Raw genomic sequence first — 14,427 nt, 5'->3', positions numbered from 1 at the left:
TCCTTCCATTCACAGAATAATTAGAATAACATGGCGTATAACGGTCAAAGAAATGGGAGTGTTGGGTATGGGGAATATTGCTAATTGGGTATCGCAGAAATTACCATTATTGATTGTACTGGCTGCAGCAGGAGCTTATTTTTTTCCGGTCTATTTTCACCCGCCATCCTGGCTGCCGAGTTTTTTACTCGGGGTGGTGATTTTCTTCGCCGGACTATCAATGGACATTCAGGCGTTTAAGCAGATCCGTCAGAAAAAGAAAGTATTATTCATCATCACCATCCTGAAATGGACGCTTACCGTCAGCGTTTCTGTGGCGCTGGCACATCTCCTATTTTCAAGCTACCCGGAGATTGCAGCAGGTCTCGTGTTGGCAGGGACTGTACCGAGTGCGACTGCTGCGACAGTCTATACATTTTTGGCGGGCGGCAATGCCTCGATTGTCGTCGCGGCATCGCTGCTCGATGTGGCGATCAGCCCTGTTGTGACCCCGCTTGCAATGATCGGGCTTGGAAGCGAAGTGACCATGTCGTTTTTCGATTTGCTGACGACGTTCCTGCTCATCGTCGTTCTCCCGATGGCAGCGGGGCTGATCATCCAAAGAAGCGCACCGAAGCTCAAAGTCTATTCGAGATCGGTCACAAAACTTGGATCTTCGGTGGCCTTGCTCGTCATCGTATACACTCTTGTAGGGGACGGAAAAAATGCGATCGCCTCAGAGCTTTCCATCATTCCTCTTGTCGCAGCGGCAACTTTTATTCAAGTAGTATTCCCAATGGCAGCGGCTTACTGGCTGGCCAGGTTATTCAGGATGGAAGAGGCCGACGCGCGGGCAACGCTTTTTCAAGTAGGGTTATGCAATACGGCGCTCGCAGCGATTCTGGCATTTCAATTTATCGGAGAGCTCGGCACTGTTGCACCTATTTTTAATATGATTTTTAATTTATCGATCGGTGCACTGACAGCAAACCGTTTCGCAGCAATCATTATACAGTCGAAGACAAACGAGTGGTCCGGACAATCCGTTTGATTTTTAAAAAATAGAAGGCACCGCATTGACGCGGTGCCTTCTGCTGGTTCAATCTTTTATTGAGCGCAATAAACTGCCCATCCAATTTTTCTTTTTAAGATAATAATAAAATGCGCCTGTAATGAGAGCAATCAGAATTAGAGAGAGCAGATATCCGTAGCGCCAGTCCAGTTCAGGCATGTTGGCAAAGTTCATTCCCCAAATTGCACCTAATGCAGATGCTGGAGTGAAGAGGAGGGTGATGACCGTCAGCGTTTTTACAATTTCATTTCCGCGTTGGGAAGAAGTGACTGTTTCGATATCGATCATTTCTCCGATTTCTTCATTGTATTCACGAATGATGTTCTGACACCGTCTGACACGCTTTTTCGTGCGGAAATAATGGATGTTTTCAGTGGATTCACTGCCAAACGCTTCTTCTATCGCTTCCTGGATTTCAGCAACCGGAATGATGAGATTTTTCCAAACGAGAATTTCGTGCCGGTTGTGCATCATTTGATTAAATACTTTTTCATCGTTATTTTCTTTCATTTTCCACAGGAGCTGATGCATACGCTGCTCAAATGCATCGATATCCTGCAAAAAAGAAGCAATTACTTCTCCCATGATAATTAAAAAGCCTTCAATTGCATTTTCAGCATGCTGCATCTTGTTTACCAATTCCTTCTTGGATAGATTATGCAGAAGAGAGGCATCCAAGTGCGTAGTAATTAATAAATCACGGGATAAATAATAATGAAAATCCGCCCGGTCATCTTGATCTTCAATGTTTTGGTGATAAACGAGGCCGCCCCAAACCGCTTCTTCTCCGCGAATGGTCGTCTCCATTTCCAGGTTGCTTGTCTTATTATCCCTTACAGAGTCGATCCAGCTTGTGCAGACTTCGGTGATGTCTGGCAATAAATTTGTATCCTGCTGGGAATCAGGATCAAGAATAAGCCAGCGCCAATTCTCGCCGTAAAATGATTTTTTCAGCATAATTGCGCCTCCTCATACTCTCAGTATTGCTGTTTTCGCAGAAAACTAAACCCTTTTCATGATAAAGGCGAGGTGGCGGCCGCTTGACTTGTCTTGACGGTGCGAGAAACCGGTTGGTTCATCATACGTACAAAACGGTTCGACTGAGATGTTTGCAGCAGGGACGCCGGCGAGCAAGCATTGCGTGCGCACTACTTGCTGGTTGTCGATCAGATACTTTCCTCTTTCTGGATCGAAAGTAATCCATTCGTCAGCATAGCCGAGCTGACGGAAGCGTTTTTCAACATCTTTATCGACCTCGAAGCACTGTTGGCTGATCGCTGGACCGATCCACACCTGAAGTTGTCCAAGATCGGTTCCTTCTGCTCGATGAAGTTCACGGAATGTGTGTGCCGAAATTTCTTTGATGGTGCCTTGCCAGCCCGAATGAATCGTTCCGATCACGCCAGATGCTTTTTCCGAAAAAATGACTGGAACGCAATCAGCAGAAAAGCTGCATAATAATACATCGTTCTCTGTTGTATAAAGCGCGTCTGTATCCGGAATGGCGTGTTCGGCAGAAAAAGCTCCGCTCCCGCAGTCATGCCGGGTCACTTTTCGGATATTGGCGCTATGGGTCTGCGCCGTGCAGACGAACTGCTCGAGGTCCGTGCCAAGTGAGCGTGCAAGCTCCTTACGGTTGGCAAGCACTGCTTCAGGGTCGCTGCATGTGTGCAGCGCCATATTATTGGACTCCGGTGCATGGTGGTCTTTTAAAGTGATTCCGGCAATCAGGCCGGGAGAATCGAGAGCGGTTCGGATCAGCATGGAATCTTCCTTTCTCATCCTTTTTCATTCATCTTAACAAATTGCAGTGTTGAAAAGAAAGAATCGGGGAATCAGTAAAATCACATGGATTTTGGTAAGATAGAAGAATAGACGCGAGGTGATGACAGTGGATACAGAGCAGATTTTAGCAAAAGTGGAGAATCGGGAACCGGATATATTAGGCGCAAAGGAATTCGCGAAATTTGCGATTTTACTGCCGCTGATTGAAAAAGATGGGGAGATCCATGTGCTGTTCGAAGTGCGGTCATTAAACATGCGCAACCAGCCGGGCGATATTTGTTTCCCTGGAGGGCGGATTGATGCGGAAGATGTCAGCCCCGAAGCTGCCGCCATCCGTGAGACGATGGAGGAGCTCGGCATCCGCCGAACGGATATGACGAATATCCGGCCGCTGGATTACATCGTTTCCCCGTTCGGGATGCTCGTCTACACGTATGCAGGCTTTATCGATCCAAAAGCGGTGTTTGATCCGAATCTGGCAGAAGTCGATAGCTTCTTTACGGTGCCGTTGTCATTTTTCAATGAAACGGAGCCGAAAGTGTATCGTGTCGATTTTGACGCCCAGCCTGAAGAGAGTTTCCCTTATGATTTGATTGCTGGAGGGGAAAATTACAATTGGCGCACAAAGAAAGTCGATGAGCACTTTTATATTTATGGAGACAAGGTCATTTGGGGAATGACTGCCAAAATTTTAATGCATTTCTTGGAGGTCATTCGCTGAATGGCCTTTTTCTTTTGCCATTTTTTTCAGTGAAAGGGGTCTTTCATTAGGACTTTTCTCATGTTTTTTAAATAATTTTAAAAACACATGCAATTTTGAAAGAAAGGTGTATAATTATCCGAAATAACGATAAGCCTATGAGATGGCGAAAGGAGTTTTTTACATGCAGACAAAAACAACACAACTAGAGATCATCGAAAACCTTCACCTGAAATCAAAACCGGTGGGTGACCAAATTCCTTTCGGCACGGTTATGACCGATTACATGTTCTCCATGGACTATGAGGAAGGGAAAGGATGGCATAGCCCGAAAATCGAACCGTACGCACCGATTACGCTGGATCCGGCTGCGATGATCTTCCACTACGGACAGACGGTCTTCGAAGGATTGAAAGCATATCGCACGGCTGACGATCGCATCCTCCTATTCCGTCCGGACGAAAACTTTAAACGACTCAACTTATCGAGCGAACGGATGAGTATCCCGCCGGTTGACGAGAAGTTAATCCTGGAATACTTGAAGGAGCTCGTTTCACTAGAGAAGGATTGGGTGCCAGGCACGAAAGGTACGTCCCTCTACATCCGTCCATTCATCATCTCTACGGAGCCGAAATTAGCCGTATCTCCTTCACGTCAATATAAGATGATGATCCTCCTAGCACCGGTCGGCTCTTATTTCCCAGGGGGCTTGACGCCAGTCGTCATCCACGCGGAAGACAGCTTCACACGTGCAGTTAAAGGCGGAACAGGTATGGCAAAGACAGCTGGCAACTACTCAGCGGCCTACCAGGCACAAGCAGCTGCGAAAGAAGCAGGGAAAGCCGACGTACTGTGGCTTGACGGCATCGAGAAGCGTTACATCGAGGAAGTCGGTAGCATGAACATTTTCTTCAAGATCGATGGGGAAGTCGTGACGCCTGCGATGAACGGCAGTATCCTGCACGGCATCACACGTAAGTCTGTTATTGAATTGCTGGAATCATGGGGAATGAAAGTGAGTCAGCGAAAAATTGCAATCGATGAACTCTTCGACTTGTACGAGCAAGGCAAAGTCGAAGAAGTATTCGGCACAGGTACAGCTGCCATCGTTTCTCCGGTCGGCGAGCTGAGCTGGAAAGAACGGACGATGAAAGTCAACAATGGCGAGATCGGCGAATTATCCCAAAAGATCTACGACACGATTACAGGCATCCAAAACGGCAGCGTGGAAGATACGTTCAACTGGACGGTCGAAGTGGAATAACGAGTTGTAGGATGGTTTCCTTTCTCCCTCCCTCTTTCAAGTCATTTATATCGAACATAAACAACAAGCGGAGAGTGCTCATTGGGTATCTCCGCTTGCTTTCGTTTTGATCGTTAATTTTTTATGCAATCTAATGAATCAATATTGACTTATTATACGTAAGAGTGAATAATAATACTAATGTTTGAAAAGTGAGAATGAGGAATGGAAGGTGACAGTTGTTGAAGAAAAAGAGAGTGGTTGTCAAAATCGGCAGCAGCTCATTGACGACAGTTGACGGGGAATTGGATGAAGTAAAACTTCAGGAACATGTGGAGGCAATGGCGAAGCTGAAGTCGGCAGGACATGAAGTAATTCTCGTGTCTTCCGGTGCAGTGGCAGCCGGATTCAAGGATTTGGGCTATAGCTCGCGTCCCGTAACAATATCAGGGAAGCAAGCGGCCGCTGCTGTCGGGCAAGGGCAGCTGATGCAGAAATACACCGAACAATTCGGCAAGCACGGCATTACGACAGCGCAGCTCCTTTTGACACGACAGAACTTGCTGTACAAAGAGCTTTACCAAAACGTTAACGGTGCGCTCAAGGAATTATTGAAGCGGCAAGTGCTGCCGATCATCAATGAAAATGACTCCGTGTCGGTCAAGGGACTGACATTCGGAGATAACGATATGTTGTCGGCTCTCGTCAGCGGCATCGTCCATGCGAATGAATTGATTATCTTGACGGATATTGACGGCATCTACGCGCAAAATCCGCACGTGTATCCAAACGCGAAAAAATACAATTACTTGTCCGATATTAGCGACGACTTGATCAAAGCGACATCCAGCAGCAGCTCGAAAATGGGGACAGGCGGGATGCGTTCGAAAGTCGAAGCGGCCCGGACGGCGAAAAGCCTAGGGGCTCAAGTGTTCATCGGTTCTGGTAGTGGAAAAAATAAATTGCTTGAAATCCTGGAAGGAAAAGGCGATGGCACATACATCGGCGGGGCGCAGGGAGGCGGTGTGAAAAATTCCAAACAATGGCTTGCACTCCACTCGATTGCACGTGGCAAAATCACGGTCGACCAAGGGGCGGCAAGAGCGATTCTCGAACAAGGGAAAAGCTTACTGCCAGTCGGCGTGACTGATATCCATGGCCATTTTTCGGCTGAGGATGTGGTGGAAGTAATCAATCCACGCGGGGAAGTGATCGGGCGTGGCCAAGTGAATTTTTCTTCCGAAGAACTGATGGAAATCAAAGGGCTGTGCAGCAAGGAAGCGCGGGTCATTACGAAAACAGGGCGTCGCCAAGTGGTGATCCACCGCAATCAATGGTTCAGCTTGACGGAGATGGGGGTGAGCAAATGATTTTGACAGAAAATGAAATTGAACGTAAAGCAGCCAAAGCGGCAGCTGCTGCGAAAGACATCGCACAGAAAACAGGCAAGCAGAAAAATGAAGCGCTTCGCTCGATTGCAGAACATCTCGTGAAAGCGGAAGAGGAATTACTGCTGGAAAATGCGAAGGATCTGGAAGCGGGAAATGCAAAAGGGATGTCGGCATCGGTGCTTGACCGCATCAGTTTAGCGGATGGCCGGATCGAGGCGATAGCAGAAGCGTTGATTCAGCTGACGGAATTGGAAGATCCGATCGGCGAGATCCTGGAAGAGTGGGAGCGTCCGAACGGCTTGCAGCTGAAGAAAATCCGTGTGCCGCTCGGCGTCGTCGGCATGATTTATGAAGCCCGCCCGAATGTGACAGTGGATGCGGCAAGTCTTTGTTTGAAGACGGGCAACGCGGTCGTCTTGAGAGGCAGTTCCTCCTCCTTCCATTCGAACAAGGCACTGGTTGCAGTGATCCGCCAAGCGCTTGCGGCAGCAGATTTCCCGGAAGAAGCGGTGCAATTGATCGAAGATACGAGCCACGAGGCGGCAGGGCACATGTTCAAGATGAACCGTTATTTGGATGTACTGATTCCTCGTGGCTCAGCGAAGCTGATTCAGACCGTATTGGCGAATGCGACGGTGCCGGTCATCGAGACAGGAGCGGGCAATTGCCACTTGTATATCGATGAAACGGCGGATCTCGAAATGGCGCTATCCATCGCCATCAATGCAAAAACGCAGCGGCCATCTGTCTGCAATGCTTGTGAGACGATCCTCGTTCATGAGCAGTGGGCAGCGAAGCATTTGAACGAATTGGTTACTGCTTTGCAGGAAAAAGAAGTTGTGATCCACGGAGACGAAACCGTATACGCGTGTGGAGAGTCGATTGTACCTGCGGAAGCGGCTGATTGGGCGACTGAATATCTTGACTTGGCAGTGGCAGTGAAGGTGGTGGCATCTGTGAACGAAGCGGTCGACCATATTAACGAGTTCAGCACGAAACACTCGGAGGCGATCATCTCGGAAGATGCACAGAGTGTCAGCCAATTCATGAGCGGTGTGGATGCATCGGCTCTTTACCACAATGCGTCGACCCGCTTCACAGATGGCTTTGAATTCGGTTTTGGAGCGGAGATTGGCATTAGCACACAAAAGCTGCACGCCCGTGGACCAATGGGGCTGCATGCCTTGACCTCGTCCAAATACTTGATTCAAGGGCAAGGGCAAGTGAAATGAAGTGAGAAACCGGGGCTGTCCCTGAAGGTCATAACACATGACTTTCAGGGACGGTCTTTTTTCTGCTTTCTTAGCCTCTTACGGTACTCCGGGCTATCGATGAAGATAAATAAAGGGAGAAATTCCCCTTATCGAGAAAATAAAAGGGAATTCCGCAAGAATAACAGGAGAAATACCCTCTATTTGCCCCAAAAGAGGGAAAACGGGCGAATTTTCATGACATAAAGGGAAATTTTACGCTTATTTTGGAATCCATTCCTATTCATAAGATGCCTTTATATATAAGATACCCCAATATAATCCAATTGACGTAGCACAGCATTGTCCTCACGGTTTATCACTTTTCCACTCAATCATAAAAGAGTCGGGGCCTACGCAGTTAGCCCCCAAAAACATGGCCGATGAAAATAATAGAACAAACAAAAATTCCTCTCTCTCCCAATTCATCCACTCCACCAGCGCAGGAGCGGCTATGGACTGGGCGGAGGAAGAAGACGGGCATCCCTTCAGCCTGGCTTCTTCCGGGAGCCCTGTCCGGAGCGACAAGCGGCTGCTCATCCGACACCCCATCACTTTTTCATTCAATCCCGAAAGAACAGAGGCCTACGCAGTCAGCCCTATTTTTTTGAAAAATTCCACCTTACGAAATAGTTAAAAAAGACATTTTGTAAAAAGTAGGATATGCTATATTCAGTACTTTTACAGGAAAGAAGGAGAGCGATGAATTGTTCTAATTGTGCAGTGAATAATTTGCTATTCGAGTTCCGTTTCGAAGGGAGCGAGAATGAATCGGTGCTTGAAGAAGTAACGGGACATTTGAAGCGTGGCGTCTGGGAAGCGGAGAGCAAAGAAGCAGGCTTTACAACAGAAGAATGGGGGCGCACGGGAATTCTGGGATTTCTGTCTGCATCATATGGACGCTTCGGCAGTTTTCTTCAAAGTGGATGGAGCCGCGTGGAGACCGCTTGCGGAGATCGAAGAAAATTTTGAAGCACAGTGAATTGATGACGTCATCCGTAATGAGCGGATCTTCTGCCATTACCAGCCGATTCTTTCGGCGGACAGGTCCATCTATGGCTATGAATTACTGGCCCGTTTCACTGGGGAAGAAGGAACACTCATTTACCCCAATGAAATCTTTTCCGCAGCAAGAAGCCGTAGCCACCTATATGCGCTGGCCCGCGCCTGCCGGATGACAGCTGTTAGGCATGCTGCCCGGCTCGAAAACGTAAAGGCATTCATCAATTTTATTCCGACATCCATTTATTCTCCGGAACATTGTCTACGGTCAACGATTGAACTGTCTATAAGTTTGGATGTGAATCCTGCACAGCTAATATTCGAAGTAGTCGAGACCGAGAAAGTGGAAGATTTGGATCATTTGAAGCGGATTTTGGTTTACTACAAAGAGCGCGGCTTCAATTATGCGCTGGATGATGTGGGGGAAGGGTACAGCACAATGCAGGCGCTTGCTGAACTTATGCCGGATTATATGAAGCTCGATATGCAATATGTGCAAGGAATAGCGGAGGATAAGGAAAAACAGCGTATTGCGTTGAAGTTTCTAGCGAAAGCGAAAGAAGTAGGAGCTGTGCCGCTCGCTGAAGGCATAGAAGAACAGCACGATTTCGAGTGGCTCGAGGAAGAAGGCTATGAGCTTTTCCAAGGTTATTATTTCGGCAAGCCGGCTGCGGAACCGCTATCTGCATGATAGATAAAAAAAACGGAACAGGCGTCTCTGGAAGACGTACCTGTTCCGTTTTTCTGTTTAGTGCTGATCTTTTTTTGCTTCCAGAACGGAGACGACTTCAGAAATCACCAGCTCACTGTGGAGAATCGGTGATTCTTTTGGATTATCGTTGGTTCCGGACTCTGGGCGCTGATGTGCTTCGCGGAACGCTTCGCTGTTTTTCCATGCATCGAAGCTGTCCATGTCCTGCCAATAGGTGTGGACGTTCAATTGGTCATAGTCGGGCAGTTTCAGCGTCTTCGTCACTTCGACTTTCACGAAGCCTTCGAGTGCCTGCAGCTTACCGGGTTGTGTGAAGTTCGGAGCCATGACATCGCCGGCTCCTTTTCTCAAGCGAATATGGTTCGTTACAACGATCATTTATTTCCACTCCTTTAGATGATGGGCTCCTTCTCGGATTCATGCAGCCATGCTTCTTTTCTATACCCGCTCCTACCAATAAAAAACGATGGCTACTTCCTTTGTTTACAGAATTTTTGGTATGATTGGTTCATCTAAAGAAGATGAAAAGCGATGAATGTTTCACGTGAAACATTCATTCGCATAAGAAATATTTGGGGAAAGGATGATCTTATGGTATTCCCATTGATTGAAACAAAGCGTCTTCAGTTAGTCGAATTGACGCAACAGCATGCCGACCGCATCTTCGAGATTTTGACGGAGAATGAAGTGATTCGCTATTATGGAATGGATAAGCTGGCGGGTCGATTGGAAGCAGAAGAATTGATTTCCTCATTCCATACGTATTACCAGATTCGCCAAGGAATCCGTTGGGGCATCGTCCTGAAGGAGACCGGAGAATTTATCGGTAGTATCGGTCTCAACAATATGAAGCTGCGTCTCAAGCGTTCGGAGATTGGCTACGAGCTTCATCCGGATCATTGGAAGCGCGGCTACATTTCAGAGGCGATGGCGGGCGTGCTCAGTTATGCATTCGAGGAGCTTGGGATATTTCGGATGGCCGCGATCACTTTTCCTCAAAATGAAAAATCGAATGGACTTTTGCTGAAGATGGGGTTTGAACTAGAAGGAACGCTTAGAGGCTACTTGTTTCAAGGAGAGAAGTCACATGATGCATTGGTCTTTTCTTTGCTGCGGACGGACTGGGCGCTGATGAAGAATAAGGAGGAAGAACTTGAAGAAAGCTGAGAAGGTGAAAATGCAGCCAGTGGCCTTGTGGGAAGGGAACTCCTTTGTGCGAGCCGCTTCGCTGGGGCCGAATGGTGAGATTTGCGTGCTCTGGACGATTTGTGAAAGTGAGATATTGGCTGAAGGGGTTCCTGGAGGCATGGTGGAACAACCAATGGATCATGAAGCAGTTATTTTCAAAGATGGACAGTACATAAAGGTACCATTGAAAAATCAAAAGTGGAGTTATCATTTCATTGAGTATTTAAGTGATTACGAGCTGTTATTGGCGAGTTCTCGCTCTGTTTTTCATGAGGGTGGAAAAGAAGAACGGAATGGCAGAGTATTCGATCTGACTGGGAAAATTACTCGGTCGTTTTGCCTTGGTGACGGCATCAACCATTTATCTGCAACCGGAGACGGAAGAATTTGGACTGGTTATTTTGACGAAGGTGTTTATGGAAATAATCATTGGGAACAGCCGATCGGAGAAAAAGGGCTGATCGGTTGGGATACAGAAGGGAATATGGTGGAATGGCACGACCAACCACGAGATCATTTCATTTCTGATTGCTATGCGATGAACGTCGTGGCAGACGGAGAAGTGTGGTTTTATTTTTACGATGATTTTCACATCGGCATCTGGAAAAATGGGGAGACGGTTTACCGGATACCGGATATCGAAGGAGCTACGGTTTTTGCTGTTCATGAAGATTGGATTTTATTTTCGGGAGGCTATGCAAATCATGGGCGTTACTTCCTCTGCAAACGAAATGGTAATCGGTATCGAACCGTGCAGGAGTTGATCTTGTCGGACGCGAAAGGCAGAAAAATCGACATCCTGCTCACTTACGCACGTGGAGCGAAATTATTGCTGCAGTCAGAAAAAGAAAGTTATGTGTTCGATCTTGCGGACTGGATTCGGCAAAATAGAATGTAAAGGGTTGTGGATAACGTAAAAGTAGCAAGTAAACTACTTATCCCCATGTGGATAAGTAGTTCGAAGCGCTATGGGTGCTGCTTGAGGATAACAATTCCTGGCACTAACAAGAATAAGCATGAATATTAATGTGCATGAATATGCGCATGCTGAGTTGAGGGATATAAAGGAGAGATAGACACGTGAATGATTTTTTGGAGAAGCATTTCAAGCATATGCGGCTCGAACCCGGTCTCTTTTATGAATGGCCGATTGGATTGCGGTTCGAGCTTGGGCTAGGCGCGAAGAAGGAACAATACTATTCGGGCAGTCCATACTTGAAGGGAGCATACAGGCGCGCGCTCACCTTGTTCGAGGAAATCTATCCACTTGATGAGGAATTGTGGATCGTCATGGATATTCACCGCTACAGTAGACGGGTGAAAACAGGGAACGTACGAATGTGGAAGACACTCGTGAAGGATCACAAGTTATTGTACCGGCTCAAGCATACCGAATTGCCTTATTATATTCCGGAAGATGATGAGTCTGGAAATTGGCGCACACATCGCTGGGTATTGCCATGCAAGCCTTCCGAGATCCATTACCACCGAATACTCACTTTGTTGATTGAGCAGGACATGGGTTTCTCAAAAGCAAATTTCCAATCGCTCTATTTTGTCCACCCGAAAAATGAGACGATTTTTCACGTCTATGACGACCGTGGTTGCGATCTTGTGGCAACTTCCCGTGAAACAATCCGGCCTCTTTATGAGAGCTTCAATGAATGGATTCTGGATTATGACCGGGAAGCCATCAACGAAGTTTTTAACTAGAGGAAAAAAGTCCCCGATGCTCAAAAGGCATCGGGGACTTTTCATGTTCACTGCATTTTTTCCGTTTCGTCCAGCATTCGCTCATAATCCATAGCACCGAGTGCAATATGGGCGATGCGGCCTTCGGAATCAATTAAGTAAGATGTCGGATAGGCACGCACTTCATACAAATCTGTCACATGGCCTTCCGGATCGACAGGAACCGGAAAGGAGAAGCTATTGTCGTCGATAAATTTCGAAACGCCAGCTTCGCTGTTTTCGGAAGCAGTCATATTAACTGCGAGAATTTCAACATCCGTTCCATCATATAGCTTTTGCATATCTGGCATTTCTTCGCGGCAAGGGGGACACCAAGTCGCCCAGAAGTTAACGAATACGCGCTTGCCGCGGTAATCCTCTAGCTTCACAGCTTCACCGGAAAGCGTAGTTAATTCGAAGTCCGGTGCGACGTCACCAACTTTTAACCCAGTGCCTTCCTGAGCGACGTGCTCTTCATCAGCTGTGAAAAGGAAAGTATAACCAGCCCAACCAATCATCAAAAGAAGAAGTGCTGGAATGAGAATTTTTTTCATGAAAAAGCCTCCTGCATCAATTTTTTCTGTGTGGATCATCTGTTTTCATTATACTAGGACAAACTTCGCTTTGTGAGGAATTGCTTCGATTTAAGCGGAATCGGGGCAGCAATATGACGAAAGCATGTCGGCTAGTTGTCAGACTATTAGCGGATTTGCTATAGTGGATACGGGCGGTATCTGATCTGGAGCTGCACCTGCTTAATCATCCATTGAAAAAAGAAAAGTCTGCCTTGATCAACGAAGACAGGGACGGAGGAAACCGTGCATTCAAAATCCTGCCTTTCTGTCCTGTAACGGACTAGAAAGGCTTTTCGCATAAGGTGGACTCCTTGAAAAGGAGAGGGAAAAAATGAAGACAACCGCAACATTCCGCAAGATGAAAGAACAAGGAGAAAAAATCGCCATGGTGACAGCGTACGACTATCCGTCTGCGAAACTCGCAGAGCAGGCAGGTATGGACGTCCTGCTTGTCGGGGATTCACTCGGCATGGTCGTGCTCGGCTATGACTCGACTGTGCACGTCACGGTGGAAGACATGATCCATCACGGAAAAGCGGCACGCCGCGGGGCACAGAATACCTTCCTGGTCGTCGACATGCCGTTCGGTTCTTTCCAAGGAAGCGACGATCGTGTTCTCGGGAATGCTTTACGGATTTTTCAAGAGACCGGCGCTAACGCGTTGAAGCTGGAAGGAGCGGATGAGGTGGAGCACGTAACCCGCTTACTGACACGGACCGGCATTCCGGTCGTCGGTCATCTCGGGCTCTTACCGCAAGTTTCGGGTGTGCTCGGAGGCTATAAAGTACAAGGGAAGACGGCAGACGCTGCCCAGAAGTTGATTGAAGATGCAAAGGCGTGCGAAGCGGCAGGTGCCTGCATGGTGGTGCTGGAATGCATCCCGTACCAGCTGGCGAAGCGTGTGACGGAGGCGGTCACGATTCCGGTCATCGGCATCGGTGCAGGAGCGGAGACAGATGGCCAAGTGCTTGTCTACCACGACTTGTTGAAATATGGCTCACATCATTTGCCGAAATTTGTCCGTTCTTATACAGAGACGGGCGAAGCGATGGAAAAGGGGCTGAAGGCTTATGTGGAAGAAGTGAAATCGGGTGCTTTCCCGGCGGAAGAACATCGTTTTACGATGAAGGAAGAAGAATTGAAGCAATTGTATGGCGGGAACTAAGCGTGGAAATGAAAAAGCGGAGAAATCAAATCGATTTCTCCGCTTTTTTATGCGTTAAATCACGCTTTCATCTCTTCGGAAGGACGGACAACGAGCACATCACATTTTGCATTGCGGACAATCCGTTCGGAAACGCTCCCGAGAACAAATCGTTCAGCTGCATTCGTGCCAGTCGCACCGCAAATGATCAAGTCGGCACCCAGTCGGTCAGCGAGCTCGCCAGGAATCATGCTTTTGGCAGCGCCGAATTCAATCAAGATGTGTACATCTTTTACGCCAATTGCTTTCGCTTCGCCTTCATAACGGCCCATCAGCTCTTCCGACTTCCGTCTGGAATCATCAGCAAATTGTTTCCCGTATGCTTCAATCGATCCGAATGAGCGGTTATCAATAATATTCACTAAGTACAATGCTGCGTCGTTGCGTGCTGCGATGTGTGCCGCTTTCTGGAAAGCAAATTCCGCTTGGGACGAACCATCCACTGCAGCCATGATTGTTGTGTAATTCATCATTAATTTGTACCTCCTCTTCTTGCTCCTGATGTATTAATTCGTCCTTGGTCCGGCCGATTCCTTCTTTCCGACAAGATTAAATATGACGAAAAGGTGAAAATGGATTGCCCTGTATGTCGCAT

The 14,427-nt window shown here is 47.5% G+C and carries 17 protein-coding genes; 12 read left to right on the top strand and 5 right to left on the bottom strand.

All coding sequences use genetic code 11. The annotated features are described in order from the left end of the window. The first annotated feature begins 67 nt into the window (after positions 1-67). Positions 68-1,030, top strand: coding sequence for a bile acid:sodium symporter family protein (locus GIW82_RS08720; RefSeq protein WP_154749442.1), 963 nt, complete (start codon positions 68-70; stop codon positions 1,028-1,030). Between the two features lie 48 nt (positions 1,031-1,078). On the opposite strand, the gene GIW82_RS08715 is transcribed toward GIW82_RS08720, so the two are convergent. Beyond that, on the bottom strand, positions 1,079-2,008 hold the full coding sequence (locus tag GIW82_RS08715; RefSeq protein WP_154749441.1) for a magnesium transporter CorA family protein: 930 nt from the start codon (positions 2,006-2,008) through the stop codon (positions 1,079-1,081). 45 nt (positions 2,009-2,053) lie between these two features. Further along, positions 2,054-2,833 carry a peptidoglycan editing factor PgeF gene (gene pgeF, locus GIW82_RS08710; protein WP_230309280.1) on the bottom strand — a complete coding sequence of 260 codons (780 nt, stop codon included), beginning with the start codon at positions 2,831-2,833 and terminating at the stop codon, positions 2,054-2,056. Positions 2,834-2,942: 109 nt separating this feature from the next. Between pgeF and GIW82_RS08705 the strand changes: the two genes are divergently transcribed. The 7 genes from GIW82_RS08705 to GIW82_RS08685 all read left to right on the top strand — a co-directional run bounded on the left by GIW82_RS08705 (position 2,943) and on the right by GIW82_RS08685 (position 9,113). Continuing rightward, positions 2,943-3,557 (top strand): NUDIX hydrolase, encoded by a 615-nt coding sequence (locus GIW82_RS08705; protein WP_370456180.1) that lies wholly within the window; start codon positions 2,943-2,945, stop codon positions 3,555-3,557. A 163-nt stretch (positions 3,558-3,720) separates the two neighbouring features. Beyond that, positions 3,721-4,800: a branched-chain amino acid aminotransferase gene (locus tag GIW82_RS08700; protein ID WP_154749439.1), complete on the top strand. Its 1,080-nt coding sequence runs from the start codon at positions 3,721-3,723 to the stop codon at positions 4,798-4,800. A gap of 221 nt (positions 4,801-5,021) precedes the next feature. Next, on the top strand, positions 5,022-6,149 hold the full coding sequence (gene proB, locus GIW82_RS08695) for a glutamate 5-kinase (RefSeq protein ID WP_154749438.1): 1,128 nt from the start codon (positions 5,022-5,024) through the stop codon (positions 6,147-6,149). Next, entirely contained in the window at positions 6,146-7,402 is a 1,257-nt protein-coding gene (locus GIW82_RS08690; RefSeq protein WP_195914012.1) for a glutamate-5-semialdehyde dehydrogenase, read from the top strand. Before proB ends, GIW82_RS08690 begins: the two co-directional genes overlap by 4 nt. Positions 7,403-7,796: 394 nt before the next feature. Then, positions 7,797-8,057: a hypothetical protein gene (locus tag GIW82_RS14720; protein ID WP_195913990.1), complete on the top strand. Its 261-nt coding sequence runs from the start codon at positions 7,797-7,799 to the stop codon at positions 8,055-8,057. Positions 8,058-8,143: 86 nt separating this feature from the next. Further along, positions 8,144-8,392, top strand: a complete 249-nt coding sequence (locus tag GIW82_RS14715) for a hypothetical protein (RefSeq protein WP_195913989.1) — start codon at positions 8,144-8,146, stop codon at positions 8,390-8,392. Positions 8,393-8,402: 10 nt separating this feature from the next. Continuing rightward, entirely contained in the window at positions 8,403-9,113 is a 711-nt protein-coding gene (locus GIW82_RS08685; protein WP_370456179.1) for an EAL domain-containing protein, read from the top strand. Between the two features lie 57 nt (positions 9,114-9,170). Here the strand turns inward: GIW82_RS08685 and GIW82_RS08680 are convergent, their stop codons facing one another. Then, on the bottom strand, positions 9,171-9,512 hold the full coding sequence (locus tag GIW82_RS08680) for a heme oxygenase (protein WP_154749436.1): 342 nt from the start codon (positions 9,510-9,512) through the stop codon (positions 9,171-9,173). 225 nt (positions 9,513-9,737) lie between these two features. On the opposite strand from GIW82_RS08680, the gene GIW82_RS08675 reads away from it, so the two are divergent. The 3 genes from GIW82_RS08675 (at position 9,738) to GIW82_RS15050 (ending at position 12,035) form a co-directional block, all read left to right on the top strand. Beyond that, entirely contained in the window at positions 9,738-10,301 is a 564-nt protein-coding gene (locus tag GIW82_RS08675; protein WP_370456144.1) for a GNAT family N-acetyltransferase, read from the top strand. Beyond that, complete coding sequence (locus GIW82_RS08670) at positions 10,288-11,220, top strand: hypothetical protein (protein WP_154749434.1); 933 nt, start codon at positions 10,288-10,290, stop codon at positions 11,218-11,220. The genes GIW82_RS08675 and GIW82_RS08670 overlap by 14 nt, the downstream gene beginning before the upstream one ends. A 182-nt stretch (positions 11,221-11,402) precedes the next feature. Beyond that, positions 11,403-12,035 carry a DUF3885 domain-containing protein gene (locus GIW82_RS15050; RefSeq protein WP_154749433.1) on the top strand — a complete coding sequence of 211 codons (633 nt, stop codon included), beginning with the start codon at positions 11,403-11,405 and terminating at the stop codon, positions 12,033-12,035. Between the two features lie 47 nt (positions 12,036-12,082). Here the strand turns inward: GIW82_RS15050 and GIW82_RS08660 are convergent, their stop codons facing one another. After that, complete coding sequence (locus GIW82_RS08660) at positions 12,083-12,607, bottom strand: redoxin domain-containing protein (RefSeq protein WP_154749432.1); 525 nt, start codon at positions 12,605-12,607, stop codon at positions 12,083-12,085. A 352-nt stretch (positions 12,608-12,959) separates the two neighbouring features. Here GIW82_RS08660 and panB point away from each other — a divergent pair, with 352 nt between their 5' ends. Continuing rightward, the gene (gene panB / locus GIW82_RS08655; protein WP_154749431.1) at positions 12,960-13,793 is read left to right on the top strand and encodes a 3-methyl-2-oxobutanoate hydroxymethyltransferase; all 834 of its coding nucleotides are present in this window, start codon (positions 12,960-12,962) and stop codon (positions 13,791-13,793) included. Positions 13,794-13,852: 59 nt separating this feature from the next. Here panB and GIW82_RS08650 read toward each other — a convergent pair whose 3' ends face one another. Next, positions 13,853-14,305 carry a universal stress protein gene (locus GIW82_RS08650; protein WP_154749430.1) on the bottom strand — a complete coding sequence of 151 codons (453 nt, stop codon included), beginning with the start codon at positions 14,303-14,305 and terminating at the stop codon, positions 13,853-13,855. Between the last annotated feature and the right edge of the window lie 122 nt (positions 14,306-14,427).

This window comes from Planomicrobium sp. YIM 101495 (genome assembly GCF_009707665.1).
GTDB lineage: Bacteria > Bacillota > Bacilli > Bacillales_A > Planococcaceae > Planococcus.
The sequence above is the reverse complement of the archived record's forward strand: the minus strand, read 5'-3'. Positions and strand labels throughout refer to the sequence as shown.

Coding starts and splice junctions, on each gene's coding strand:
- pgeF (WP_230309280.1), bottom strand. CDS start 2,833: ATGAGAAAGGAAGATTCCATGCTGATCCGAACCGCTCTCGATTCTCCC.
- GIW82_RS08650 (WP_154749430.1), bottom strand. CDS start 14,305: ATGATGAATTACACAACAATCATGGCTGCAGTGGATGGTTCGTCCCAA.
- GIW82_RS08700 (WP_154749439.1), top strand. CDS start 3,721: ATGCAGACAAAAACAACACAACTAGAGATCATCGAAAACCTTCACCTG.
- GIW82_RS14720 (WP_195913990.1), top strand. CDS start 7,797: ATGGCCGATGAAAATAATAGAACAAACAAAAATTCCTCTCTCTCCCAA.
- GIW82_RS08680 (WP_154749436.1), bottom strand. CDS start 9,512: ATGATCGTTGTAACGAACCATATTCGCTTGAGAAAAGGAGCCGGCGAT.
- panB (WP_154749431.1), top strand. CDS start 12,960: ATGAAGACAACCGCAACATTCCGCAAGATGAAAGAACAAGGAGAAAAA.
- GIW82_RS08720 (WP_154749442.1), top strand. CDS start 68: ATGGGGAATATTGCTAATTGGGTATCGCAGAAATTACCATTATTGATT.
- GIW82_RS08690 (WP_195914012.1), top strand. CDS start 6,146: ATGATTTTGACAGAAAATGAAATTGAACGTAAAGCAGCCAAAGCGGCA.
- GIW82_RS08660 (WP_154749432.1), bottom strand. CDS start 12,607: ATGAAAAAAATTCTCATTCCAGCACTTCTTCTTTTGATGATTGGTTGG.
- GIW82_RS08715 (WP_154749441.1), bottom strand. CDS start 2,008: ATGCTGAAAAAATCATTTTACGGCGAGAATTGGCGCTGGCTTATTCTT.